The sequence below is a fragment of the Pseudomonas shirazensis genome, from assembly GCF_014268785.2.
Classification (GTDB): Bacteria; Pseudomonadota; Gammaproteobacteria; order Pseudomonadales; family Pseudomonadaceae; genus Aquipseudomonas; species Aquipseudomonas shirazensis.
The window spans coordinates 660,001-682,582 of the sequence record NZ_JABWRD020000002.1 but is presented as its reverse complement, the minus strand read 5'-3'; the positions used below and the strand labels follow the sequence as shown (position 1 = coordinate 682,582).

Annotated in this window: 24 protein-coding genes and 1 pseudogene (1 of these 25 cut by a window edge); 7 read left to right on the top strand and 18 right to left on the bottom strand. The window is 63.6% G+C overall.

Translation table 11 applies throughout. From position 1 onward, the window contains the following. Positions 1-39: 39 nt before the first annotated feature. From HU736_RS14445 to HU736_RS14420, 6 genes are read right to left on the bottom strand one after another with little or no spacing between them, the layout of a single operon-like run. On the bottom strand, positions 40-609 hold the full coding sequence (locus tag HU736_RS14445; RefSeq protein ID WP_186700564.1) for a DUF4136 domain-containing protein: 570 nt from the start codon (positions 607-609) through the stop codon (positions 40-42). Between the two features lie 20 nt (positions 610-629). Next, a complete protein-coding gene (locus HU736_RS14440) occupies positions 630-1,262 on the bottom strand; it encodes a DUF4136 domain-containing protein (RefSeq protein WP_150571464.1) in 633 nt (210 codons plus the stop codon). Between the two features lie 22 nt (positions 1,263-1,284). Next, on the bottom strand, positions 1,285-2,034 hold the full coding sequence (locus HU736_RS14435; RefSeq protein ID WP_150571465.1) for a methyltransferase domain-containing protein: 750 nt from the start codon (positions 2,032-2,034) through the stop codon (positions 1,285-1,287). Next, positions 2,031-2,336 carry a MazG-like family protein gene (locus HU736_RS14430; protein ID WP_103435930.1) on the bottom strand — a complete coding sequence of 102 codons (306 nt, stop codon included), beginning with the start codon at positions 2,334-2,336 and terminating at the stop codon, positions 2,031-2,033. Before HU736_RS14430 ends, HU736_RS14435 begins: the two co-directional genes overlap by 4 nt. Positions 2,337-2,396: 60 nt before the next feature. Then, on the bottom strand, positions 2,397-3,260 hold the full coding sequence (locus HU736_RS14425; protein ID WP_186700562.1) for a MaoC family dehydratase: 864 nt from the start codon (positions 3,258-3,260) through the stop codon (positions 2,397-2,399). A 2-nt stretch (positions 3,261-3,262) separates the two neighbouring features. Continuing rightward, positions 3,263-4,615, bottom strand: coding sequence for a 3-oxoacyl-ACP reductase (locus tag HU736_RS14420; protein ID WP_186700560.1), 1,353 nt, complete (start codon positions 4,613-4,615; stop codon positions 3,263-3,265). Positions 4,616-4,732: 117 nt separating this feature from the next. On the opposite strand from HU736_RS14420, the gene HU736_RS14415 reads away from it, so the two are divergent. Further along, positions 4,733-6,010: an acetyl-CoA C-acetyltransferase gene (locus HU736_RS14415; protein WP_186700558.1), complete on the top strand. Its 1,278-nt coding sequence runs from the start codon at positions 4,733-4,735 to the stop codon at positions 6,008-6,010. Between the two features lie 64 nt (positions 6,011-6,074). Next, positions 6,075-6,866, top strand: coding sequence for an AraC family transcriptional regulator (locus HU736_RS14410; RefSeq protein ID WP_103438691.1), 792 nt, complete (start codon positions 6,075-6,077; stop codon positions 6,864-6,866). Positions 6,867-6,901: 35 nt separating this feature from the next. On the opposite strand, the gene HU736_RS22230 is transcribed toward HU736_RS14410, so the two are convergent. The 5 genes and pseudogenes from HU736_RS22230 to HU736_RS14390 form a co-directional block, all read right to left on the bottom strand. After that, entirely contained in the window at positions 6,902-7,630 is a 729-nt protein-coding gene (locus tag HU736_RS22230) for a methyl-accepting chemotaxis protein (RefSeq protein ID WP_401181835.1), read from the bottom strand. Positions 7,631-7,759: 129 nt separating this feature from the next. After that, positions 7,760-8,689: pseudogene (locus tag HU736_RS22225) on the bottom strand (cache domain-containing protein); the annotation flags it as partial. Positions 8,690-9,021: 332 nt separating this feature from the next. Next, on the bottom strand, positions 9,022-9,426 hold the full coding sequence (cueR, locus tag HU736_RS14400; protein WP_101316150.1) for a Cu(I)-responsive transcriptional regulator: 405 nt from the start codon (positions 9,424-9,426) through the stop codon (positions 9,022-9,024). Then, positions 9,423-11,651, bottom strand: coding sequence for a heavy metal translocating P-type ATPase (locus tag HU736_RS14395; protein ID WP_437180459.1), 2,229 nt, complete (start codon positions 11,649-11,651; stop codon positions 9,423-9,425). Before HU736_RS14395 ends, cueR begins: the two co-directional genes overlap by 4 nt. 22 nt (positions 11,652-11,673) lie before the next feature. Then, the gene (locus tag HU736_RS14390) at positions 11,674-12,060 is read right to left on the bottom strand and encodes a hypothetical protein (protein WP_186700552.1); all 387 of its coding nucleotides are present in this window, start codon (positions 12,058-12,060) and stop codon (positions 11,674-11,676) included. A gap of 145 nt (positions 12,061-12,205) precedes the next feature. On the opposite strand from HU736_RS14390, the gene HU736_RS14385 reads away from it, so the two are divergent. Together HU736_RS14385 and HU736_RS14380 are read left to right on the top strand one after the other, a co-directional pair. Next, positions 12,206-12,403: a heavy-metal-associated domain-containing protein gene (locus HU736_RS14385; protein WP_186700550.1), complete on the top strand. Its 198-nt coding sequence runs from the start codon at positions 12,206-12,208 to the stop codon at positions 12,401-12,403. A gap of 151 nt (positions 12,404-12,554) precedes the next feature. Continuing rightward, the gene (locus tag HU736_RS14380) at positions 12,555-13,736 is read left to right on the top strand and encodes a multidrug effflux MFS transporter (protein ID WP_186700548.1); all 1,182 of its coding nucleotides are present in this window, start codon (positions 12,555-12,557) and stop codon (positions 13,734-13,736) included. On the opposite strand, the gene HU736_RS21880 is transcribed toward HU736_RS14380, so the two are convergent. Next, complete coding sequence (locus tag HU736_RS21880; RefSeq protein ID WP_103435938.1) at positions 13,687-13,884, bottom strand: hypothetical protein; 198 nt, start codon at positions 13,882-13,884, stop codon at positions 13,687-13,689. The two genes, HU736_RS14380 and HU736_RS21880, sit on opposite strands and share 50 nt — an antisense overlap. 520 nt (positions 13,885-14,404) lie before the next feature. Here HU736_RS21880 and HU736_RS14375 point away from each other — a divergent pair. Further along, positions 14,405-15,121, top strand: coding sequence for an ArsR/SmtB family transcription factor (locus HU736_RS14375; protein WP_103435939.1), 717 nt, complete (start codon positions 14,405-14,407; stop codon positions 15,119-15,121). A gap of 21 nt (positions 15,122-15,142) precedes the next feature. Here HU736_RS14375 and HU736_RS14370 read toward each other — a convergent pair whose 3' ends face one another. The 6 genes from HU736_RS14370 to HU736_RS14345 all read right to left on the bottom strand — a co-directional run bounded on the left by HU736_RS14370 (position 15,143) and on the right by HU736_RS14345 (position 20,987). Beyond that, positions 15,143-16,090, bottom strand: a complete 948-nt coding sequence (locus tag HU736_RS14370; protein ID WP_103435940.1) for an adenosine deaminase — start codon at positions 16,088-16,090, stop codon at positions 15,143-15,145. 80 nt (positions 16,091-16,170) lie between these two features. Continuing rightward, positions 16,171-17,526, bottom strand: a complete 1,356-nt coding sequence (locus HU736_RS14365) for an 8-oxoguanine deaminase (protein ID WP_186700546.1) — start codon at positions 17,524-17,526, stop codon at positions 16,171-16,173. Positions 17,527-17,646: 120 nt separating this feature from the next. Continuing rightward, positions 17,647-18,333, bottom strand: a complete 687-nt coding sequence (locus HU736_RS14360) for an SDR family oxidoreductase (protein WP_103435941.1) — start codon at positions 18,331-18,333, stop codon at positions 17,647-17,649. Positions 18,334-18,743: 410 nt separating this feature from the next. Next, entirely contained in the window at positions 18,744-19,325 is a 582-nt protein-coding gene (locus tag HU736_RS14355; RefSeq protein WP_186700544.1) for an IMPACT family protein, read from the bottom strand. A 9-nt stretch (positions 19,326-19,334) separates the two neighbouring features. Further along, entirely contained in the window at positions 19,335-19,997 is a 663-nt protein-coding gene (locus HU736_RS14350; RefSeq protein ID WP_103435943.1) for a TetR/AcrR family transcriptional regulator, read from the bottom strand. 72 nt (positions 19,998-20,069) lie between these two features. Next, positions 20,070-20,987, bottom strand: a complete 918-nt coding sequence (locus tag HU736_RS14345; protein ID WP_103435944.1) for a LysR family transcriptional regulator — start codon at positions 20,985-20,987, stop codon at positions 20,070-20,072. 119 nt (positions 20,988-21,106) lie between these two features. Between HU736_RS14345 and aptA the strand changes: the two genes are divergently transcribed. Both aptA and HU736_RS14335 read left to right on the top strand, forming a co-directional pair. After that, positions 21,107-22,453, top strand: a complete 1,347-nt coding sequence (gene aptA / locus HU736_RS14340) for an omega-aminotransferase AptA (protein WP_103435945.1) — start codon at positions 21,107-21,109, stop codon at positions 22,451-22,453. 69 nt (positions 22,454-22,522) lie between these two features. Next, a protein-coding gene (locus tag HU736_RS14335) for a CoA-acylating methylmalonate-semialdehyde dehydrogenase (RefSeq protein WP_103435946.1) crosses the window boundary here: on the top strand, positions 22,523-22,582 show its beginning. The gene runs 1,434 nt beyond the window's last position; 60 of the gene's 1,494 nt are visible here — the first part of the coding sequence; the start codon lies at positions 22,523-22,525; the stop codon falls past the right edge of the window.

Below are 22,582 nucleotides of genomic sequence, written 5' to 3'. Positions count from 1 at the left end.
GCGCGTGGTGCGCCACAGGCGAACCTGTGGCGCTCAGGGCTATTTGGCGCGGCCTGGTGGATACTGGCTGAGGACCTGGTCGACGGTCTTCTGAATCGCCTGGTTACGCTCTTGCGGGCTTGGCGGGTAGCGGTTCATGATCTGCTCGGCGCTGCCGCGCCAGACCAGCTTGTCATCGCGGCCGTCGAACATGTCGACCTGAATGGTCGCGACCTTGTAGTCGACATTGCGCGTTTCGTTGTACATCGGCCCGCCCCAATAGCCACCCCAGTAACCGCCCCAGCCGCCGCCATAGTTGGTGGTGATCTGCTGCTGGCGCTGCTCGACGATCAGGTAGGCGCGCACCTTGAGGTCTGCGCGAGCGTTACCCTGGGCCAGGCGCAAGCCGCGTTGATCGAGCTGCTGCTCGACCGCCTGGCGAATCCGCTGTTCAGTAAGGTCGCTCTTGATCCGTGGATCGTCCGGACGGTATTGCAAGGCCGGCTCCTGCCAGGCCCAGGTGCGATAGCCGGCAAAATCGCGACTGGCGTCGAAATCCTGCTGGACGTTATTGCTCGAACAGGCGCCTAGCAGCAACGCCAGGGACAACACAACGAGACTGCGCAGCATGGTGGTTTCTCCGTTAAGCGTTAACTGGGAGGATAGCCGTTGAGTGCCTTGTGCACGGATTCGCGCAGGGCGCTCTCGCGGTCGCGTGGCGAGTCGTTGTCGGCGCCGCTTTCGGCGCTGGCGCTCCACACTGGCTGACCGTCACGGGCATCGAAAAAGGCGATGTGCACCACCATCACCTCAACCTGGTAGGTGCGCACGATCGGCACGCTGCCGTAGGCGCCGTAGCCGTTGCGGTAGCCGCCATAACCGATGCCACCATACGGTGCGCCACCGTAGTAAGGATCGTAGTCGTAATCGCGGACCTGGCGCAGACGTCGCTCCAGGCGAAGGTCAGCGCTGACCAACAGATCCGCCTGGCCATTGTGCGCCGGACGCAGCCCGTGTTGATCGAGCGCGCCGCTGACGGCATCGGCCAGTTGCGCGGGGTCGGCGTTGGCTGTGCCGCTGGGCAACTGACCATTGCGCCAGCCCCAGCTGCGGTAGCGGCCGTAGTCGCGTGGCGCGCTTGGGTAGGCGCTGCGATCAAAGGTAGTCGCGGCACTGGCCGGGGCGGGCGGGATCGGCTTGCCGCTGGCCACATACGGGTTGCTGCCCTGGCACGCTGCCAGAGCGAAGGGAAGCAGGGCCAGGCAGACAAGACGGTTGAGCATGGTTCCTCCTGGCGCGGTGCAGTCAGAGCGGGCGGCAGACCCAATGCAGGTAGCGGCCCAGGCCGGCGAAGCTTGGGTGGCGGCGGTGAGCCAGCTCCATCTCGAGCAGGTCGAGCAGCTCGGCCTTGTCCTGGAAGTCTTTGGGCATGTAGTCGTGGAACACACGGACGCCGCTTTCAGTTTCGACCGCCCACAGGCCTTCAAGTTGCGCTCGCAGTTCGCGCGGATCAAGTGGCTTCTGCGGGGTCAGGCTTTGCTTCTCGCCGGCCAGGTGATTGCTGCGCAGCTTGCGGAAATGGCCCTTGAGCAGGTTGCGGTAAACCAGTGCATCGCGGTTGTAGAATGCCAGCGACAGCCAGCCACCCGGCGCCGTCAGTTGATGCAGCACCGGCAGAATGGTCTCGGGTTCGGCCAGCCACTCGAGCACGGCATGGCACAGCACCAGGTCATAAGGCTCGGTTAACTGGCCCAGCAGATCTTGCCAGGGGGCCTGGATGAAAGTCGCGGTCTGCCCGGCTTCGGCAAAGCGGGCCCTGGCGCCATCGAGCATCGGTGCCGCCGGCTCGGCGAGGGTCACTTGATGCCCGCGCTCGGCCAGCCACAGCGCCATGTGGCCAAGGCCGGCGCCGATGTCGAGAATACGCAGCGGGCGATCGGGCAAGGCTTCGGCGAGGTCGGCTTGTAGCACAGCCAAGCGGATGGCACCTTTGGCACCGCCGTAGATTTTTTCTGCGAAGCGCGTGGCCAGGTGATCGAAATGACGGTCGTTCATCGAGCGAAGCGCCTTTCGCTGTCGGCCAGCTTGGCCCGCACCACCTGCTCCATGTCCAGCCCTAGCTCGCTGCACAGCAACAGCAGATAGAGGACCACGTCGCCGACCTCTTGGCCGGCATGGGCGAGTTGCTCGGGGGCGAGCTGGCGCGACTGGTCTTCGGTCAGCCACTGGAAGATTTCGACCAGCTCGGCCATTTCCACGCTGGCGGCCATGGCCAGGTTTTTCGGACTGTGAAAGCCGCGCCAGTCGTTGTTGTCGCGGATCTGGTGCAGACGTGTGGTCAGTTCTTGCAAGTTCATCGGGGCTCTCCTAATGGCGCATAGCTTCCGGCCAGCCCCGACGTAAAGCAAGTTTGCCGATCAGTTCGGCGCAATCGGCTGCCAGCGGCCCAGCATGTGCAGCAGGTCAGCGTGGCCATCCAGGCGCAGCTCGCCTTGCGCGCCGGCAGCACTGGCGCTGAGCACTACCTCCGACGGCAAGCGCACCGGCTTGAGAAAATCCACTTCGAACACATAGCCGGCCGCCGGCAGGTGCCCGGACAGCGCAGCCATGGCCATGGCCTTGCTCCACATGCCATGGGCGATCGCCTTGGGGAAGCCGAACAGCTTGGCGGTTGGCGCACTCAGGTGGATCGGGTTGTAGTCGCCACAGACCTTGGCGTAGCGCCGGCCGATATCGCTGTCGGCGTACCAGCGGGTGACCTCGGCCAGCTCCCTGGCGGGCTCGGCCTCGACCGGCTCACTGGCCGCTGCTTCAAGCTTGAGGCCGCGCACCAGCATGCGGCTGGTTTCGCGCCAGAGCAGGCCGAGGCCGTCTTCGGCTTCGGTGATCAATTCGAAGGTGCCGCCCTTGGGGTGAGGCTGCAGGTTGTCGGCATAGACCGCGAAGTGCAGCCCGTCGATGCCGCCGAGCGGGCGCTGTACCTGAATGCTGTTGTGCAGGTGAACCAGACCCAGCAGCGGGAAGGGGAAGTCTGCCGCAGTCAGCAGTTGCAGTTGCAGGGTGAAGGCCATTACATGCGGATAGGTGGCCGGCAAACGGCCGTTGTCGGTGAAGTGACACAGCCGGCGATAGGCCGCGAGATTGTCAGGCTGCACCCGCAACCGGCAGCGCAAGCCGCTGGTGGGTAACTGGTCGCCGCTGATCTTGCGTTTGCTCAAGGCCCGCAAGTACAGGCTGGCGCTGGAATCGGGGCTGTGCAGGTCTTGCCATTGGCGCGTCATGCTCATGCTCCCATCAAGGCCTGGCCACATACCCGCAGGGCCTGGCCGGTGACTGCGCCGGAGCCGGGCTGGCTGAGCCAGGCAACCGCTTCGGCAACGTCTTCCGGGCGCCCGCCCTGGCCCAGCGAACTCAGGCGACGGCCAGCCTCGCGCAGGCCCATCGGCATCGATGCGGTCATGTGCGTTTCAATAAACCCAGGTGCTACGGCATTGATGCTGGCGCCGCGGCTGGCCAGGATAGGTGCCCAGGCCTGGGCCAGACCGATCAGGCCGGCCTTGCTGGCGGCGTAGTTGGACTGGCCGCGGTTGCCGGCGATGCCGCTGACCGAGGCGAGCAGGATGATCCGTGCGTTGTCGCCGAGCGCGCCGGCGTCCAGCAGCGCCTGGGTCAGCACCTGCGGGGCCTTGAGGTTGACTGCCATGACTGCGTCCCAGTAATCCGGGGTCATGTTGGCCAGGGTCTTGTCGCGGGTGATGCCAGCGTTGTGCACGACGATGTCGATACCTTCGGGCAAGCCTGCCAGCAGCTGCTCGGCGGCATCACTGGCACAGATATCCAGCGCCAGTGCGCGGCCACCCAGGCGTGCCGCGAGTGCTTCGAGGTCCTGGCGGGCCTGCGGCACGTCGAGCAGGATCACCTCGGCGCCATCTCGAGCGAGGGTTTGCGCAATGGCCGCGCCGATCCCACGGGCAGCGCCGGTGACCAAGGCGCGGCGCCCGGCCAGCGGGCGGGTCCAGTCCTGTACCTGGCTGGCGCAGCCTTGCAGGCGCAACACCTGGCCAGAAATAAAGGCGCTCTTGGGCGACAGAAAGAAGCGCAATGCGCCTTCCAGCTGCTCGTCGGCCTCTTCGCTGACATACAGCAACTGCGCGGTGGCGCCGTTGCGCAGCTCTTTGCCCAGCGAGCGGCTGAAGCCTTCCAGCGCGCGTTGGGCGACGCTGGCCAGCGGATCGCTGAGGCTCTCCGGAGCGCGCCCTAGGATGACGACATGGGCACTTGGCGCCAGGCTGCGCAGCAGCGGCTGGAAAAACTCGCGCAACTGGCAGAGCTGATCGCTGTCGGACAAATGGCTGGCGTCGAACACCACAGCCTTGAGCTTGGGCCCCAGGCCCGCTACCCAAGGCTGCGCTTGCAGCCCATCGCCGGCAAAGCTGTAGAGTTCGTCGGTGAGCCGAGCGGCAATGGTTTCGACCCGATTGGCCAGCGGCCCGCCGCCCAACACCAGCGCGCCCTCGACCGGGCGCAGGCGGCCAGCGCTCCAACGCTCCAGCGGTGCTGGTTGCGGCAGGCCGAGGGCGTCGACCAGGCGACGGCCCAGGTTGGAGTTGGCGAAGCCGAGGTAGCGGTCAGTCATTGCGGGTCTCCCGTAAGGCAAGCATGCAAGTGTGGACCAAGTTTATGTAACGGTCGTTCGACCGGGTTAAAAACACCTAGTCTGTACGGATCAAATTGTTTCAGGAGGAATAACCGCATGCGTTCATCTCGCCGGGTCGCAATTCTGGGCGGCAATCGAATCCCGTTCGCCCGCTCCAATGGCGCCTACGCCAAGGCCAGCAACCAGGCGATGCTAACCGCTGCCCTCGAAGGCCTGCTTGAGCGCTACCGTCTGCACGGGCTGCGCCTGGGTGAAGTAGTCGCCGGGGCGGTGCTCAAGCATTCACGCGACATGAACCTGACCCGCGAATGTGTGCTCGGCTCACGCTTGTCGGCGCAAACTCCGGCCTACGATATTCAGCAGGCCTGTGGTACCGGCCTTGAGGCTGCTTTGTTGGTGGCCAACAAGATTGCCCTTGGGCAGATCGACAGTGGCATTGCCGGTGGCGTCGACACCACCTCGGATGCGCCGATCGCGGTCAGTGAAGGCTTGCGGCGAATTCTCCTGCAGGCCGGGCGTGGCAAAAATCTGGCCGAGCGCCTGAAACCGTTTCTGCAATTGCGCCCGGCCGACCTCAAACCGGCCTTGCCGAGCATTGGCGAGCCGCGTACTGGGTTGTCGATGGGTGAGCATTGCGAGCGCATGGCGCAGACCTGGCAGATCAGCCGCGAGGCCCAGGACGAATTGGCTCTGCACAGCCACCAGAAGCTGGCTGCAGCTTACGCCGAGGGCTGGCACGATGACTTGCTCACGCCCTACCTGGGCTTGAGCCGCGACAACAATCTGCGCCCGGAGCTGAACCTGGACCAGTTGGCCAAATTGAAGCCTGCGTTCGATCGCAGCGGCCTCGGCACGCTCACTGCCGGCAACTCGACGCCGTTGACCGACGGCGCCTCGCTGGTGCTGCTGGGCAGCGAGCAATGGGCAGCCGAGCAAGGCCTGTCGGTGCTGGCCTATGTGGTCGATGGCGAGAGCGCGGCGGTGGACTTCGTCAAAGGTCAGGAAGGCCTGCTGATGGCGCCGGTGTATGCGGTGCCGCGTCTACTGGCGCGCAATGGCCTGAGCTTGCAGGACTTTGACTACTACGAAATCCACGAGGCGTTTGCCGCCCAGGTGCTGTGCACGCTCAAAGCCTGGGAAGATGACGAGTATTGCCGCACGCAGCTGGGGCTGGATGCCGCGCTGGGGCCAATCGACCGCAGCAAGTTGAACGTCAAAGGCAGTTCGCTGGCAGCGGGGCATCCGTTTGCCGCGACCGGCGGCCGGGTGCTGGCCAATATGGCCAAGCTGTTGGCAACGGCCGGCAAGGGCCGCGGCTTGATTTCGATCTGCGCGGCGGGCGGCCAGGGCGTGACCATGATCGTCGAGCGTTGAGCCTGGGCTGGCTGCTCGGGCAAACCTGTTAGGCTTGTCTGATCAGAACAACAAGATCGACGCCATGCCGAGCAACGGACAACTGACTGCCCCGCGCCCCATCCCTACGCTGGAGCGCCTGCCACGCCCCGTCTATGCCCGCGCCGAGAGCCTCGGCGCCGGCTCATGGACCACTCGCCATCGGCATGACTGGGTGCAGTTTTCCTACGCCATCAGTGGAGTCTTGAGCGTCTATACCAGCGACGGCAGCTACTTCGCCCCGCCGCAGTGGGGCGTGTGGATCCCGGCTGACCTCGAGCACGATGTCGCCACCTCGATGCAAGCCGAAATGCGCAGCCTGTATGTGCGCCGCGATGCCTGCCCGTGGGCCAGCGAGCAATGCCGGGTACTTGAGGTCACGCCCCTGGCGCGCGAGCTGATCAAGCAGTTCTGCCTGCTGCCTGCGCATTATCCAGAGGAAGATAGCGCAGAGGCGCGCTTGGTTGCGGTGCTGCTCGATCAGTTACGCGGGCTGCCGGAAGTCGGCTTCAGTTTGCCGCTGCCGCGGCATCCGGGTCTGCTGCGCTTGTGCAACCAGTTGATTGCCGCGCCGGATCAGGCGCAGACCCTGCAAGACTGGGCGCTGCAGTTGGGCTGTTCGGAGAAGACCGTGATGCGCCTGTTGCAGCGCGAGACCGGCCTGAGCTTTCGGATATGGCGTCAGCGCATGCGGCTGCTGTCATCCCTGGCGTTGTTGGAAGCCGGAGAGAGTGTCACCGAAGCGGCGCTGGGCTGTGGCTATGACTCAACCTCAGCTTACATCGCCGCGTTCAAGCAGATGTTCGGCGTGACCCCAGGCGAGCTGCGCCTGCTCTGACGGCGGTTGGCCAAGAGCAGGCGCGGGCCGGCTGATCAGGTACGGAAGCGGCGGACCAGGCTGTCCAGCTCGTTCGACAGGCCGGCCAGGCTCTCCGAGTCCTGCCGCGCGGCCTGGGCCAGTTCTGCCACCAACTGCGCATCACCGTGGATCTGGCTGATGTGCCGGTTGATGTCTTCCGCGACCTGATGCTGCTCTTCGGCGGCGGTGGCGATCTGCGTGTTCATGTCGCGGATCACGTCGACCGACTCACGGATCTGGCCAAAGCTGTCGCGGGCCAGGCCAATCCGGCTGACCGACTGCTGCGAGACATCCAGGCTGGCGTGCATCTGCTGGGCAACTTCAGCGGTGCGACTGGCGAGGTTGCCGAGCAGCCCGTCGATTTCGGCGGTGGAGTCGGCCGTGCGCTTGGCCAGCGCGCGGACTTCGTCGGCTACCACAGCAAAGCCGCGGCCTTGCTCGCCGGCCCGGGCGGCTTCGATGGCAGCGTTGAGGGCGAGCAGGTTGGTCTGCTCGGCAATCGAGCGGATGGTGCCCAGAATCGACTGGATCGCGTTGCTGTCACGCTCCAGTTGCTGGATCGACTGGGCTGATTGCTCGATCTCCTGGCTCAGGCGATCAACGCTCTGCACCGCGGCGTCGATCTGCTGCTGACCTTCGCGCGCCTGCTGCTGGCCGCTGTCGGCCGACTGCGCTGCCTGGCTGCAGGAACGGGCGACTTCGTTGGCGGTGGCGACCATTTCGTGGAAGGCGGTAGACACCATGTCCACTGCTTCGCGCTGACGCCCGGCCGCTTCGGCCATGTCGTTGGAGACGCGCGTCGAGCTGCTGGAGGTGCTGAGAATCTTGCCAGCGGCAGCGCCGATATGCTGGATCAGGCTACGAATCGCGCCGAGGAACTGGTTGAACCAGCCGGCCAGTTGCGCGGTTTCGTCGCGGCCGCGGACTTCCAGGCTGCGGGTCAGGTCGCCTTCGCCTTGGGCGATGTCTTCCAGGCCGCTGCTGACGCTGTTGATCGGGCGCACGATGAGCTTGGCGAACGCGGCACCGACGATTGCGAACAACGCGGCCAGGACCAGCGCAATGGTGCCGATCAGCCAGGTCAGGCGGGTGGTGGTCTGCATCACTTCGCCTTCCTGGATCAGGCCAATGAAGGTCCAACCGAGGGTTTCATCCGGGTAGATGTTGGCCATGTAGCGCTCGCCATTGATCTCGACTTCAACCAAACCCTTGCCGGCCTTGGCCAGCTCGGCGTAGCCGCCGCCAAAGCTGCTCAGTTGCTTGAAGTTGTGGCTGGCGTCGCGTGGGTCGACCATCACGTTTCCGTTGTTTTCCATGAGGATCAGGTAGCCGCTTTCGCCCAGCTTGATCTTCTTGACGATTTCGGTGAGGCCGTTCAGCGAGACGTCGATGTTGACCACACCGCCGGGGTTGCCCAGCTGGTTGGTTACCGTACGCACGGTGCTGACCAGCACGGCATCATCGGCGGCCCAGTAGTAGGCGCCGGTGCGGATGGTCTTGCCGGGGTTGGCCATCGCCAGTTGGTACCAAGGGCGCTGGCGCGGATCGTAATTGACGAACTTCTGCCCGGCCGGCCAGCCGACGTAGCCGCCGTCGGCGACCCCGTAGGAGAGGTAGGCGTAAGCCGGGTGAGCGTCGGCCAGGCGGGTGAAGAAGTCGAGCACCTTGGCGTCTTGCTCGCCCAGGGTGTAGGACGGGTTGGCGCTGGTGTACTTGTTCAGCTCGCTGCCGGTGGCGGCAACCATTGGCTGCGCGGCCATGTAGTTGACGTTCTGGTCGATGCCCTGGAAGAAGATGTTCATCGCATTGCTGACCTGGCGAATCTCTCGGCTGCTGTTGTCGAGAAAATCATCGCGGGCCTCGCCGCGCAGGTTGACCACTACCAGGGTAGCTACGAGGACGATGGGCAAGCCGGCAATCACGGCAAACGCCCAAGTCAGTTTTTGTTTGATGTTCATCCACGCTCCCGGAGTATTTTTTATCGACGCATGAAACAGGCACTTCAGGGCATCGGCAGCGTGGGTGATTTATAGAGGTCAAATCCCTGTATTTATTGGCCGACGTCGCATTTGGCGACGATTCGGTCGTGATTGGGCTAATACGGCATACCAAAACTGGGCAGGGCAGCGTGCTCTTAGCTACAACAGGCTTTGCCGCTGGCCAGATCCTTGAGGATCGGGCAGTCGGGGCGGTCATCGCCGTGGCAATCGGCAACCAGCTGGCTGAGAGTGTCACGCAGGCTGACCAGCTCTTCGATGCGCGTGTTCAGCGCAGCGATGTGCTCGTTGGCCAGGGCTTTGACATCGGCGCTGGCGCGTTCACGGTCTTGCCACAGAGTCAGCAGCCTGGCGACTTCCTCCAGAGAAAAGCCAAGATCGCGTGAGCGCTTGATGAAGGCCAGGCTGTGCAGGTCCTGCTGTTGGTAGAGACGATAGCCGCTGTCGCTGCGTTGCGCCGGTTTGAGTAGGCCGATCGACTCGTAATAACGGATCATCTTGCTGCTCAGCCCGCTGAGGCGGGCAGCCTGGCCGATATTCATGGTGCCTCCTGCTGATCGTTGTCGGGTTTCCAGGTTTTCAGCCACAGCGCATTGCTCACCACGCTGACGCTCGACAGGGCCATGGCCGCGCCTGCCAGAACCGGGTTGAGCAGGCCAAACGCGGCCAACGGGATGCCGACCAGGTTGTAGATGAAGGCCCAGAACAGGTTCTGGCGGATCTTGGCGTAGGTCTTGCGGCTGATTTCCAGGGCTGCCGGCACCAGCCGCGGGTCACCGCGCATCAGAGTAATGCCGGCGGCCTGCATGGCGACATCGGTGCCACCGCCCATGGCGATACCGATGTCGGCCGCGGCCAGGGCCGGGGCGTCGTTGATGCCGTCACCGACCATGGCCACCACGCCGTCGCGTTTGAGCACGGCCACGGTAGCGGCTTTGTCGGCCGGGAGTACTTCGGCGTAGACATCCTCGATGCCCAGCGCGTCGGCAACCACCTTGGCACTGCCGCGGTTGTCGCCGGTCAGCAGGTGGCTGCTGACGCCACGTGCGCGCAGACTGCGCACGGCCTCTGCGGCACCGGGCTTGAGGCTGTCGCCAAAGGCCAGCAGGCCGAGCACCTGCGGCTGCGGCGCCCGTTCGATCAGCCATGACAAGGTGCGGCCTTCGGCTTCCCAAGCGTGCGCTTTGCCTGCAAGCTCGCCGGGTTGCAGCTGGCTGTCTTCAAGCAAACGCCGGTTGCCGAGGGCCAACTGGCGTTGCTCGACCACGCCGGCGATGCCGCGCCCGGTCAGTGACTGGCTGTCGCTGACGGACGGCACGTCCAGGTCGTGTTCGCTGCAGGCGCTGAGTACCGCTTTGGCCAGCGGGTGCTCACTGCCCTGTTGCAGTGCCCCGGCCAGACGCAACAGTTGCGCTTCATCGGCAACTGCGGCCAGGCTGTGAACAATGCGCGGGCTGCCTGAGGTCAGCGTACCGGTCTTGTCGAACACCACGCGGTTGACGGCGTGGGCGCGCTCCAGCGCTTCGGCATCCTTGATCAGAATGCCGTGGCGGGCGGCCACGCCAGTGCCGGCCATGATCGCTGCAGGCGTCGCCAGGCCAAGCGCACATGGGCAGGCAATTACCAGTACGGCGACGGCGTTGATCAAGGCGGTTTCCAGCGGTGCGCCATACCACCACCAGCCGAGCAGGGTAATCAGAGCGATCACCAGCACCGCCGGGACGAACACCTGGCTGACCCGGTCGACCAGTTTCTGAATCGGCGCCTTGGCCGCCTGGGCATCCTCGACCAGGCGAATGATCCTCGCGAGTACCGTTTCGGTGCCGAGTGCCAGGGTGCGCACCAGCAGTTGGCCTTCGCCATTGATGGCGCCGCCGGTGACCGGGTCGCCGGGGTGCTTGGGTACCGGCAGGCTCTCGCCGCTGATCAGCGCCTCGTCGGCGTGGCTGCTGCCTTCGATGACTTCGCCGTCGACCGGGAAGCGCTCGCCGGGTTTGACCCGGACCAGGTCGTGCAGGCGCAGTTGGCTGATCGGCACATCCTCCTCACGCCCATCGAGCACGCGCAGGGCGCGCTCCGGGCGCAGCGCCTCGAGGGCGCGGATGGCGCTGGCGGTCTGGCGTTTGGCGCGGCTTTCGAGGTATTTGCCGAGCAGCACCAGGGCGATGACCACTGCCGAGGCCTCGAAGTACAGGTGCGGCTCTACCCCTAGCGGAGCATTGGCCCATTGATACAGGCTCAGGCCGTAACCGGCACTGGTGCCGAGCGCAACCAGCAGGTCCATGTTGCCGGCGGCTGCGCGCACGGCTTTCCAGGCCGCTCTGTAAAAACGTGCACCGAGGATGAACTGCACCGGCGTAGCCAAGGCAAACTGCGCCCAAGCCGGCAGCATCCAGTGCACGCCGAACGGCTGCAGGAGCATCGGCAACACCAGTGGCAGCGCCAGCAGCACCGCAGCGGTCACGGCCAGGCGCTCATTGCGCAAATGGCGCTGGGCATCATCAGGGTCAGGAGCAGCGGCATCCGGCATGGATGCCTCGTAGCCGGCCTGACGTACAGCCTCGACCAGCGCAGGCAGGGCTTGCGCTGGAGCTTCGACACGGGCGGTCTCGGTTGCCAGGTTGACGCTCACCTGCGCCGCGCCGGGCACCTTGCGCAGGGCGCGCTCGACACGCCCGGCGCAGCTGGCGCAGGTCATGCCGCTGATGGGCAAGTCAAAAACAGTAGATGCAGACATGGCTGGCCTCCTTGGACAGGCCTGCACCATCAACCCTGCCACAGGGGCAAGGTCAATAGTCCAGGCTGGCTCGGGTCAGGTGCAGGCCGCTGTGGTCCATGGCGATGCGATACTTGTTGATCTGTCCGGCCTGCAGGGTCAGGCGCTGATTGTGCTGGTTCTCCAGGCCAGGGTTGCAACCGGGGGCTTGCCCCGGTAACAGGCGCAAGCGGATATCCACCGGGCCGGGCGGCAGGTTGAACGAGGTCGATTGTTCCTGGAACACGCGCCCGGACAGCTGGTCATTGAGGTACACGCCGATCTCGCAGGTGGTCGCCACCTCGAGCCGCTCGCGCGAAATAATCAGCACGCTATAGTCCGAGTTGCCAGCGGCGCTGGCCGCAGGCACCACGGTCAAAGCGGCGAGCAAGCCGACAAGGCTCAGTGCTGGCCTGATCATGAACAATCTCCTGCTTCATAAACCGTCAAAGGCGCAGCTTGGCTGAGCCAGGCGCGGATTGCCAGTCCGGCCGATGACGGCATAACTTGACCTTGACCCGATGGCAAGCTTGAAACTGTGGCAAACCCACGAAGGAGACTGACCAATGCAAGTATTCAATGTACAAGGCATGACCTGTGGCCACTGTGTCAAAGCAGTGACTGCGGCAGTACAGGGGCAGGATGCCAAGGCCGAGGTGAAGGTGGATCTGGCTACCAGGCAAGTGACTGTCGACAGCCAGTTGTCCAGCGAGCAGATCCTTGCCGCCATTCGTGAGGAAGGCTACGAGGCGCAATCGGCCTGACGACGCTGGAGTGTTGCGGTGGCGGTGATCGAGCATGCTGCTGAATGTCACCGGTGCCGCTTCTGGGCAGGGAATTGTCACAAAGGTTTTCGCCAGAATCCGCCTTTGCAGTTAGACTTGGCAGCTTGCTTAGCCTGCTAATGGATTCCTGATGAACCTGCGTTACGTGCTGATTCTCGGCGCCTTGAGTGCGTTCGGGCCGCTGGCGATCGACTTTTACCTGCCAGCATTCCCGGCCATGGCTCAGGCCTTTCTGACCGACGAAAAACACATCCAGACTACCCTGGCTGCGTACTTCCTTGGCCTGTCGCTGGGCCAGTTGGCCTACGGCCCGGTAGCCGATCGCTTTGGTCGGCGCATCCCGCTGCTGTTCGGGGTGACCTTGTTCACCCTGGCCTCACTGGCCTGCGCTTATGCGCCCAATCTGGATACATTGATTGTCGCGCGCTTCGTCCAGGCCTTGGGTGGCTGCGCGGGGATGGTGCTGTCACGGGCGATTGTCAGCGACAAGTGCGACCCGGTTGCCTCGGCCAAGGTCTTCTCGCAATTGATGCTGGTGATGGGCCTGGCGCCGATTCTTGCGCCAATGCTTGGTGGCGTATTGGTCAACCTGGCTGGCTGGCAGTCGATCTTCCTGGCCTTGAGCCTGTTCAGCGCAGGCTGCCTGCTGGCGATCAGCTTCGGCTTGCCCGAGAGCATGCCGGCGGATATGCCGCGCCAGCCTCTGTCAGGGGCGTTTCGCCAATACCTGCGGCTGTTTGCTGACCGAGTGTTTATCGGCCACGCGTTGACTGGCGGCACCGCCATTGCCGGCATGTTTGCCTACATCGCCGGCTCGCCGTTCGTGTTCATCAAGCTGTACGGGGTACCGGCAGAGCATTACGGCTGGCTGTTCGGTGCCAACGCAGCGGGTTTCATTCTGATTGCACAGGTCAATGCACGCTTGTTGGCCAAGCGCGGCCCGGCAGTATTGCTGGGGCGAGCAGTGTGGTTGTACCTGGCGGCGGCGCTGACCCTGCTCGGCGTGACGGCGCTGCGGCCGACGCAATTGTGGCCCCTGTTGTTGCCGTTGTTCGTGTGCATCGCCAGCCTGGGCTGCATCATCCCCAACGCCTCGGCGTTGGCCATGAGCGGTCAGGGCAACCGCGCAGGCAGCGCGTCGGCATTGATGGGCTGCCTGCAGTTCAGCGTTGCCGCTGGCTCGGCGGCGCTGGTCAGCTTGCTGCATGATGGCAGTGCGGTACCAATGGCCATGGTGATCAGCCTGTGCGGGGCTCTGGTGGTCAGTGTCGCGACGCTGACTCGGCGCTTGCAGGCCAGGCGTCAAGGCTGAACGAGTGAGGGGCCTGCAGGCGCTTCTGCAGTGTTGCGACAAAGGCCCGCGCTTCACTCTCACTGCGAAAGCTCACCACGTGCTGGTCGAGCCGAACCTGCCACGGGCAGTTGGGGTGACGGTCAGATCTACTGACGACGATCTTCATCGCATACCTCCACAGAACAGGTGCCGATTCAGTCTAGCGCTACTGCCCCCAGGCGCCACCAATCCTTGGCTCGCTCCGGACTGACGGTAGCCTGTGGACCTTTCCCACAAGCCCTGTCTAGTTGTGCTGAGGCGCAATCCCAGTGGATCCTTCGCTTCTGTTTGCCATATTTGCGGAAAGGCGATGTCGGCAGCGTCTGAGGATATTTCTCTTTTCATCTCGCGTTAAAAGCGCTTGTGGCCTTGGCCAGACAGGCTCGCGCCTGCTGGGTGGTTCTGGCCGGCCAGGTCTGCCCTGCTGGGGAATGCGTCGAGGGTCGCCCCACCCACCGCCTTGTCCCGTCTGTAGAGGAACCGGGAAGCGCTATCGCGGGACTTTGCCCGGCTTATACTGGCCCCAGCAGCCAGCGCCAGCGAGAGGACTTCCCTGCCAGGGAATGCTATGCCAAGACCGTAAGCAGGTCGGCGCGCTGGCGTGTTTGGCCAATGGACCCAGACATGATTCAGCAGGGAGTTACCTTATGAAAGCAGTCAGCAGTATCAGCCAGATCGCCAGCCTGATGGCCGATCCCAAGCGCAGCGCCATGTTGTGGGCGTTGATCGATGGCACGCCCCGCCCTGCCGACGAGCTGGCGGTGATGACCGGCGTGAGTTCGTCTTCAGCGTGTGCGCATTTGTCCCTGCTCTCCTCGGCAGGCTTGCTGCGGCTGGAAGCCCGTGGCCGCAAACGCTATTTCCGTCTGGCGACGCCTGCTGTGGGGGCGGCGATCGAGGCGTTGGCCAGCCTGCATCTGAATGAGTTGCGCCCGCGGGTAACTCAGGTTAAACCGCTGCAGGTGCCGCTGTCGATGCGCCGTGCGCGCCTGTGCAATGGGCATATGGGCGGTGAGCTGGCGGCTGAATTGCTGCAACGAATGGTCACTGCCGGCTGGCTGGAGGGGTACGACGGTGAGCTGCGGGTAAGTTTTGCAGGTCGCACGCAGTTGGCCAATGTCGGCGTATACATCGAGGCCTTGGCACAGCGGCCACTGAGCAACTGTGTGATCTGTCACTGCAATGAGTGGAGCGATCAGGGGCCGCATCTGGGCGGAAGCCTGGGGCAGGCCTTGCTGACGTTGTTCCTGCAGTCGGGCTGGCTGCAGGAACAGGACGGTGCGCGCGGGCTGCAGATATCACCGCTGGGTATCCAGCAGATCAATCGTATCGCTCGCGCAGAGCCGTCCTTGCTGGTGGGTTGAGCTGCCGGCAACCGTTGCCGGTCAGGCCAGGCGAGCGTCCAGGCTGTTCTGCGCCAGGCGCCGAGCTTGATCTTCGGTCATGCCCAGGTGGGTGTGTAGCGCGTGGAAGTTCTCGGTGACATAACCGCCGAAGTAGGCCGGGTCGTCGGAGTTGACCGTGACTTTGACGCCACGCTCGAGCATCTCGAGGATGTTGTGCTGGCCCATGTGTTCGAATACACAGAGTTTGGTATTGGATAGCGGGCACACCGTCAGCGGGATCTGCTCATCGATGATGCGCTGCATCAGCCGCTCATCTTCGATGGCGCGTACACCATGGTCGATGCGCTTGATCTTGAGCAGGTCGAGGGCTTCCCATATGTACTCGGGCGGGCCTTCTTCGCCGGCGTGGGCTACTGCGTCAAAGCCTTCGCTGCGGGCGCGCTCGAATACGCGCTGGAACTTGCTCGGCGGATGGCCTTTCTCCGAGCTGTCGAGGCCCACGGCAATGAATGCATCGCGGAACGGCAGCGCCTGGTCGAGGGTTTTTTGCGCTTCTTCTTCGCTGAGGTGGCGCAGGAAGCTGAGGATCAGCCCGCTGCTGATGCCCAGTTGCTCACGGCCATCCTTTAGTGCTTTGCTCAGGCCGGCCATGACCACTTCGAAGGGGATGCCACGGTCAGTGTGGGTCTGCGGGTCGAAGAACGGTTCGGTGTGAATAACGTTCTGCGCCTTGCAGCGTTGCAGGTAGGCCCAGGTCAGGTCGTAGAAGTCCTGCTCGGTACGCAGGACATCGGCGCCCTGGTAATAGAGGTCGAGAAACTCCTGCAGGTTGTTGAAGGCATAGGCGCCGCGCAGGGTTTCTACATCCGCCCAGGGCAGGGCGATCTTGTTGCGTTCGGCCAGGGCGAACAGCAGCTCGGGCTCGAGCGAGCCTTCCAGGTGCATGTGCAGTTCCGCCTTGGGCAAGGCGTTCAGCCAGTCGTACATGTGTGTGATCTCGATCAGGAACGGTTGTCGCCATTCTACAGGGCCAGGCCGGGCAATGCGCCCGGCCTGGCCTGCGCATATCAACCGGCGATCAGCTGCGCTGCGGCCTGGCGGTGGTCGGCGATCAGGCCTTTGACGTCGAGGCCTTCGATTTGGCCGTCAATCACGCGCCATTTGCCGCCGATCATGACCCGATCGGCACGGTCGGCGCCGCACAGCAGCAGTGCCGACAGCGGATCATGGCTGCCAGAGAAGCGCAGCTCGTCGAGCTTGAACAGGGCCAGGTCAGCCTGTTTGCCAACCGCCAGCTGGCCAATGTCGCTGCGCCCCAGCAAGTGCGCCGAGCCACGGGTGGCCCAGCCCAGGGCGCGCTCCGGGGTGATCTGTTCGGCGCCATACCGCAGCCGTTGCAGATACAGCGCCTGACGCGCTTCGAGGATCATGTTCGAGGCATCGTTGGAGGCCGAACCATCGACGCCGAGGCCAACCGTGGCGCCGGCAGCTTCCAGATCCACCGTGGGTGCAATCCCCGAAGCAAGACGCATATTCGAGCTTGGGCAATGGCAGATGCTGGTACCGGCAGCGCCGAGGCGGGCGATTTCGTCGGGGTTGAAGTGGATGCCGTGCGCCAGCCAGGTGCGCGGGCCCAGCCAGCCGACGCTGTCCAGGTAATCCACGGTACGCAGGCCAAAGCGCTGCAGGCAGAACTCCTCTTCATCAAGGGTTTCGGCCAGGTGGGTGTGCAGGCGCACGTCCAGCTCTGCGGCCAATTCGGCACTGGCGCGCATGATTTCCGGTGTTACCGAGAACGGTGAGCAGGGCGCCAGGGCGATCTGGATCTGCGCGCCTTCGCCACGTTCGTGGTAGCTGTGGATAAGTCGCTGGCTGTCGGCCAGGATCACCTCGCCCTGTTGCACGGTCTGCTGCGGTGGCAGGCCCCCGTCGTCTTCGCCCAGGCTCATCGAGCCGCGGGTCAGCATGGCGCGCATGCCCAGCCCGCGGACTGCTTCGACCTGTACATCAATGGCGTTGTCCAGGCCCTGCGGGAACAGGTAGTGGTGGTCGGCGGCGGTGGTGCAGCCCGACAGCAGCAGCTCGGCCAAGGCCACTTTACTGGCCAGCTCGAGCTTGGCCGGAGTCAGGCGTGCCCAGACCGGATATAAAGTCTTCAGCCAGGGGAACAGCGGCTGATTGACCACCGGCGCCCAGGCGCGGGTCAGGGTTTGATAGAAGTGATGATGGGTGTTGATCAGACCAGGCAGGATCACGTGCTCGCGGGCGTCGAACACCTGTGAGCAAGGGATGCTAGGGCTTTCGCCCAGGGCCAGCAGTTGCACGATTTTGCCGTCTTCGATAACCAGCCCGCCGCGCGCGTCGCTGTCGTTGGCGGTGAAGATGGCAAGGGGGGATTTCAACCAGGTACGGGTCGCAGGCATGGTGCCGGCTCCTCTGAAAGTGGGTTCAGGTAAGCCAGCTCAGTTTTGCCCTGTCTGCTGATCCAGGTTCGCCGCGGGTGCGAGGCGTCGAGTCTACTGCCTCGCCCCGCAGCTTTCAATTCACCAGACCAATGGTTCGCCCTTGTAATTGATGAAGCGCAGGCCGCCATTGCCGCTGTGCGCCTTGATCTGCTTGAGCATGCCGCTGGTACTGGTGAACACGTCGATTTCAGCGTTTTCTCCGCCCATTGCAGTTTTCACCCAGCCCGGGTGCATGGCCAGCACGGCGAGGTCGGGGCGCTGCAGTTCGCCGACGTAGCTGTTGATCATCGAGTTCAAGGCGGCCTTGCTGGCCTTGTACAACGGAATCTCGCCGCCATCAGGGATGCTCACGCTACCCAGTACCGAACTCATGAAGGCCAGCACGCCGCTGCCTTCGCGCAGTTGCCCGGCCAGGCGGCGGGCGATTCGGATCGGCGCCACGGCATTGGTCATGAACAAGGCGCCGATCTGCTCTTCGCTGACCGCTTCCAGATCCTGCGGCAGTGGCCCCATGACGCCAGCGTTGACGAACAGCAGATCCAGCGTCTCGCCGTGCAGGCGCTGCTTGAGGCTGTCGAGTTGGGCGGTGTTGTTGATCTCGAGCGTCTCGATGTGCACGCCGACAATGCTGCCTAGGTCGCCCGGGTTGGCCTTGTCGCGTACGGTGGCGATTACCTTCCAGCCATCTTCGTGCAGGCGCTGCACCAGGCCAAGGCCCAAGCCTCGTGAGGCGCCAATGATCAGGGCGGTCTTGGTTGCGGTCATTCCTGTACTCCTTCAGAGGTAGCGCGTGCCGGGCAGCCATCACCAGAGCTGCCAGCGTAGTCGCTGCAGTTTGCCAGCGTGTGGCAGCCGATGCACGGTTGTGCAAAAAATGATCAGCAGGCTGCGGGCCTTGCGCCGTCAGGGCCGCAGCCAGTGGCTAACGGTTTATCCACAGGCTGCTCCACAGTATTTGTGCGCAAGCGGGCGGGCCAGGTTTTGCCTGCCGGCGGCCGCATTGTGATTGCAGGCTGGGGATAACTTACTGTAATGCGGAGCTTTTCAGCGCTGTGACGAAACTGTGATCAAAATATGATCAATGCTCTACGCGCCTTGCAGTTCGTGGCCTGGGTCGGACTGCCCCAAGCTTATCCACAGGCAGGCGCACAGTAGTTGTGAGTAATGTTTCAGCGTTACGCGCTGAGGACAATTCTGCCGCGGCTCAGGTCGGCCAGTTGCTGCTGCAGTGCCGGCAGATGGCTGGGCCCGATAGCCAGCCGCAGATCTACACCATTGGCAGTGAACTGTTCATCCAGGACCAGCCCGTCAACGTCAGCCAGACGCAGTTTGACCAAGGCCAATTCGCTGAAACTGCAGCTGCAGGTGTATTCGCTGCGCTGCACCAACAGACGCTTGGGCGCCTGTTGCAGGCATTTGTTGGCGCCGCCGCCATAGGCGCGGGCGAGGCCGCCGGTGCCTAACTGGATACCGCCGTACCAGCGGATCACCAGTAGCACCACCTGATCGCAGTCCTGCGCCTCGATCGCGGCGAGGATCGGCCGGCCGGCGGTGCCGCCGGGTTCGCCGTCGTCATTGCTGCGGTATTGCCCGCCGATTTTCCAGGCCCAGCAGTTGTGGGTGGCGGCGAGGTCGCTGTGGCGCTCGATGAAACTCTGCGCTTCGGCAGGGCTGTTGATCGGGCCGGCGAGGGTGATGAAGCGGCTCTTGCGGATCTCTTCGCGAAACTCGCAGAGGTCGAGCAGGGTAGATGGCATAAGTCCGGGTCAGGCGGGCAGTTGGATGCCGCAACCTTTGAGAATGATGTGGATAAGATTGTTACTGGCGTCTTCCATGTCCTGCTTGGTCAGGCGGCTGCGGCCGGTAACCTGGCAGATCTGAGTGGCGAAGTCGGCGTAGTGCTGGGTGCTGCCCCAGAGCAGGAAGATCAAGTGCACCGGGTCGACCGGATCCATCTTGCCGGCGTCGATCCAGGCCTGGAACACAGCGGCACGGCCGCGGAACCACTCACGGTAATCGGCGCTGAAGTATTCGGTCAGACACTGACCACCGCTGATCACTTCCATGGCGAAGATCCGTGAGGCCTGCGGGTTGCGCCGCGAAAACTCCATCTTGGTGCGCAGGTACTGGCTCAGCGCCTGGCCAGGGTCATCATCAACGCTCAGGGCGTTGAAGGTGCTGTCCCACAGCTCGATGATGTTGCTCAGCACGGCGATATACAGGCCGAGCTTGTTGGTGAAGTAGTAGTGCAGGTTGGCCTTGGGCAAGCCGGCCTTGAGCGCGATGGTATTCATGCTGGTGCCCTTGAAACCGTGGCGGGCAAACTCGTCTTCGGCGGCCTGGATGATCGCCTGCTCGTTCTTTTGGCGAATGCGGCCGGCGGGCTTGCCCGAGGCGGAGAGGCGATGCGCTGGGACTTCTAGGGTCATGGACGGTTCCGAACGGGCTGAGGCAACGGGATTGTCCGACAGATTACCTGCCTGTGCCGAAGTGACAAGCCTTTAGCGTGTGGCAGCAAGGCTTTCAAGGAAGCTTTCCAGTACCAGGTTTGGCCGCCGGCCTTTGCGTGTCACCCAATTCAGGCTCAGGTCGTAATGGCGCTGCGCAGGTTTCAGGGCCCGCAGGCGGCCTTGTTGTACCCAGGTGCTGGCGTAATGATCGGGCAGGTAGCCGATGTAACGCCCGGTCAGGATCAAGAACGCCATGCCCTCGCGGTCGGACGCACTCGCCGTGCAGTGCAGCGCCTGATAGTGCGCCTGGATTTCACCGGGCAGGCGGAAGGTCGGCGCGATCGCATCCTGACTGTTGAGCCGCTCATCGTCGATCTTGTGGTCGTCGGCATAGAACAGCGGGTGGCCAACGGCGCAGTAGAGCAACGAACGCTCGCTGTACAGCGGCTGGTACTCCAGGCCCGACAGCGGGCTGGCCTGCGGCACCACGCCAACATGCAGGCTGCCATCGAGCACGCCTTGTTCGACCTGGCTGGGGGCGATCATGCGGATCTGGATGCGCACGTCCGGGCCGCGGTCCTTGAGCTCGGCCAGGGCATGGGTGATGCGCATGTGCGGCAGTGTCACCAGGTTGTCGGTCAGGCCGATATTAAGCTCGCCGCGCAGGTGTTGGTGCAAGCCGTTGACCTCGGTACGAAAGGTCTCGATGGCGCTCAGCAGTTGCAGCGCCGAGTGGTACACGTCGCGGCCTTCTTCGGTCAGCGAAAAACCGGCGCGGCCGCGTTGGCACAGGCGCAGGCCGAGGCGCTGCTCAAGGTCGCTCATTTGCTGGCTGATCGCCGAGCGGCCGATGCCCAGCACGTTCTCCGCTGCCGAAAAACCGCCGCACTCGACCACACTGCGGTAGATCTTGAGCAGGCGGATGTCAAAATCGCTGACTTGCGCGAGTGGATCGGGGCGTCGGCTCATTAGTTTAGTCCACTGCTAACTGAAGATTTGAAAAGTAGGCTTTTCCAGACTTTATCTCCGTGCCAATTTAGCTGCAACAACATCCATCGTTGCCTATTCGTTTGCCGAGGAACCGCCCGATGAACATGCCCGAAACCGCGCCTTCCGGTATCGCTAGCCAGCTCAAGCTGGACGCGCACTGGATGCCGTACACCGCCAACCGTAATTTCCAGCGCGATCCGCGCCTGATCGTTGCCGCCGATGGCAACTATCTGGTCGACGACAAGGGCCGGCGCATCTTCGATGCCCTGTCTGGGCTGTGGACTTGCGGTGCCGGGCATACCCGCAAGGAAATCAGCGAAGCGGTCGCGCGCCAGGTTGGCGTGCTCGACTACTCCCCGGCATTCCAGTACGGCCATCCGCTGTCGTTCCAGCTGGCTGAAAAGATTACCCAGCTGACCCCGGGTGATCTGAATCACGTGTTCTTTACCAACTCCGGCTCCGAGTGCGCCGATACCGCACTGAAAATGGTGCGTGCCTACTGGCGCCTGAAAGGCCAGGCGACCAAGACCAAGATGATCGGTCGCGCCCGTGGCTATCATGGGGTGAACATCGCCGGTACCAGCCTGGGTGGCGTCAACGGCAACCGCAAGATGTTCGGTCAGCTGCTCGATGTCGACCACTTGCCGCACACCGTGCTGCCGGTCAACGCCTTCACCAAGGGCTTGCCGGAAGAGGGCGGGATCGCCCTGGCCGACGAGATGCTCAAGCTGATCGAGCTGCACGATGCCTCCAATATCGCTGCGGTGATCGTCGAGCCGCTGGCTGGCTCGGCGGGTGTATTGCCGCCGCCGAAGGGGTACCTCAAGCGCCTGCGTGAAATCTGCACCCAGCACAATATTCTGCTGATCTTCGACGAAGTGATCACCGGTTTCGGCCGCATGGGCGCCATGACCGGTGCCGAAGCGTTCGGCGTCACCCCGGACTTGATGTGCATCGCCAAGCAAGTCACCAACGGCGCCATCCCGCTCGGTGCAGTGGTTGCCAGCAGCGAGATCTACCACACCTTCATGAATCAGCCGACGCCTGAGTACGCTGTGGAATTCCCCCACGGCTACACCTACTCGGCGCACCCGGTGGCGTGCGCTGCCGGCATCGCGGCGCTGGACCTGCTGCAGAAAGAGAACCTGGTGCAGTCGGCCGCTGAGCTGGCGCCGCACTTCGAGAACCTGCTGCACGGCGTCAAAGGCACCAAGAATATCGTCGACATCCGTAACTACGGCCTGGCCGGCGCGATCCAGATCGCGGCACGTGACGGCGATGCCATCGTGCGTCCTTACGAAGTGGCGATGAAGCTGTGGCAAAAAGGCTTCTACGTGCGCTACGGCGGCGACACCCTGCAGTTCGGCCCGACCTTCAACACCCAGCCGCAGGAACTCGACCGCCTGTTCGACGCGGTGGGCGAGACCCTCAACCAGATCGATTGATCTGCCTGATTTTGACGGCAGGCGTGCACAGGCACGCCTGATCCTTCCTTCCTGTTTCTGGAGTTATGCATGAGCATTGTTCAGCACCTGATCAACGGCGAACTGGTTTCCAAGGGCGAGCGCACCGCC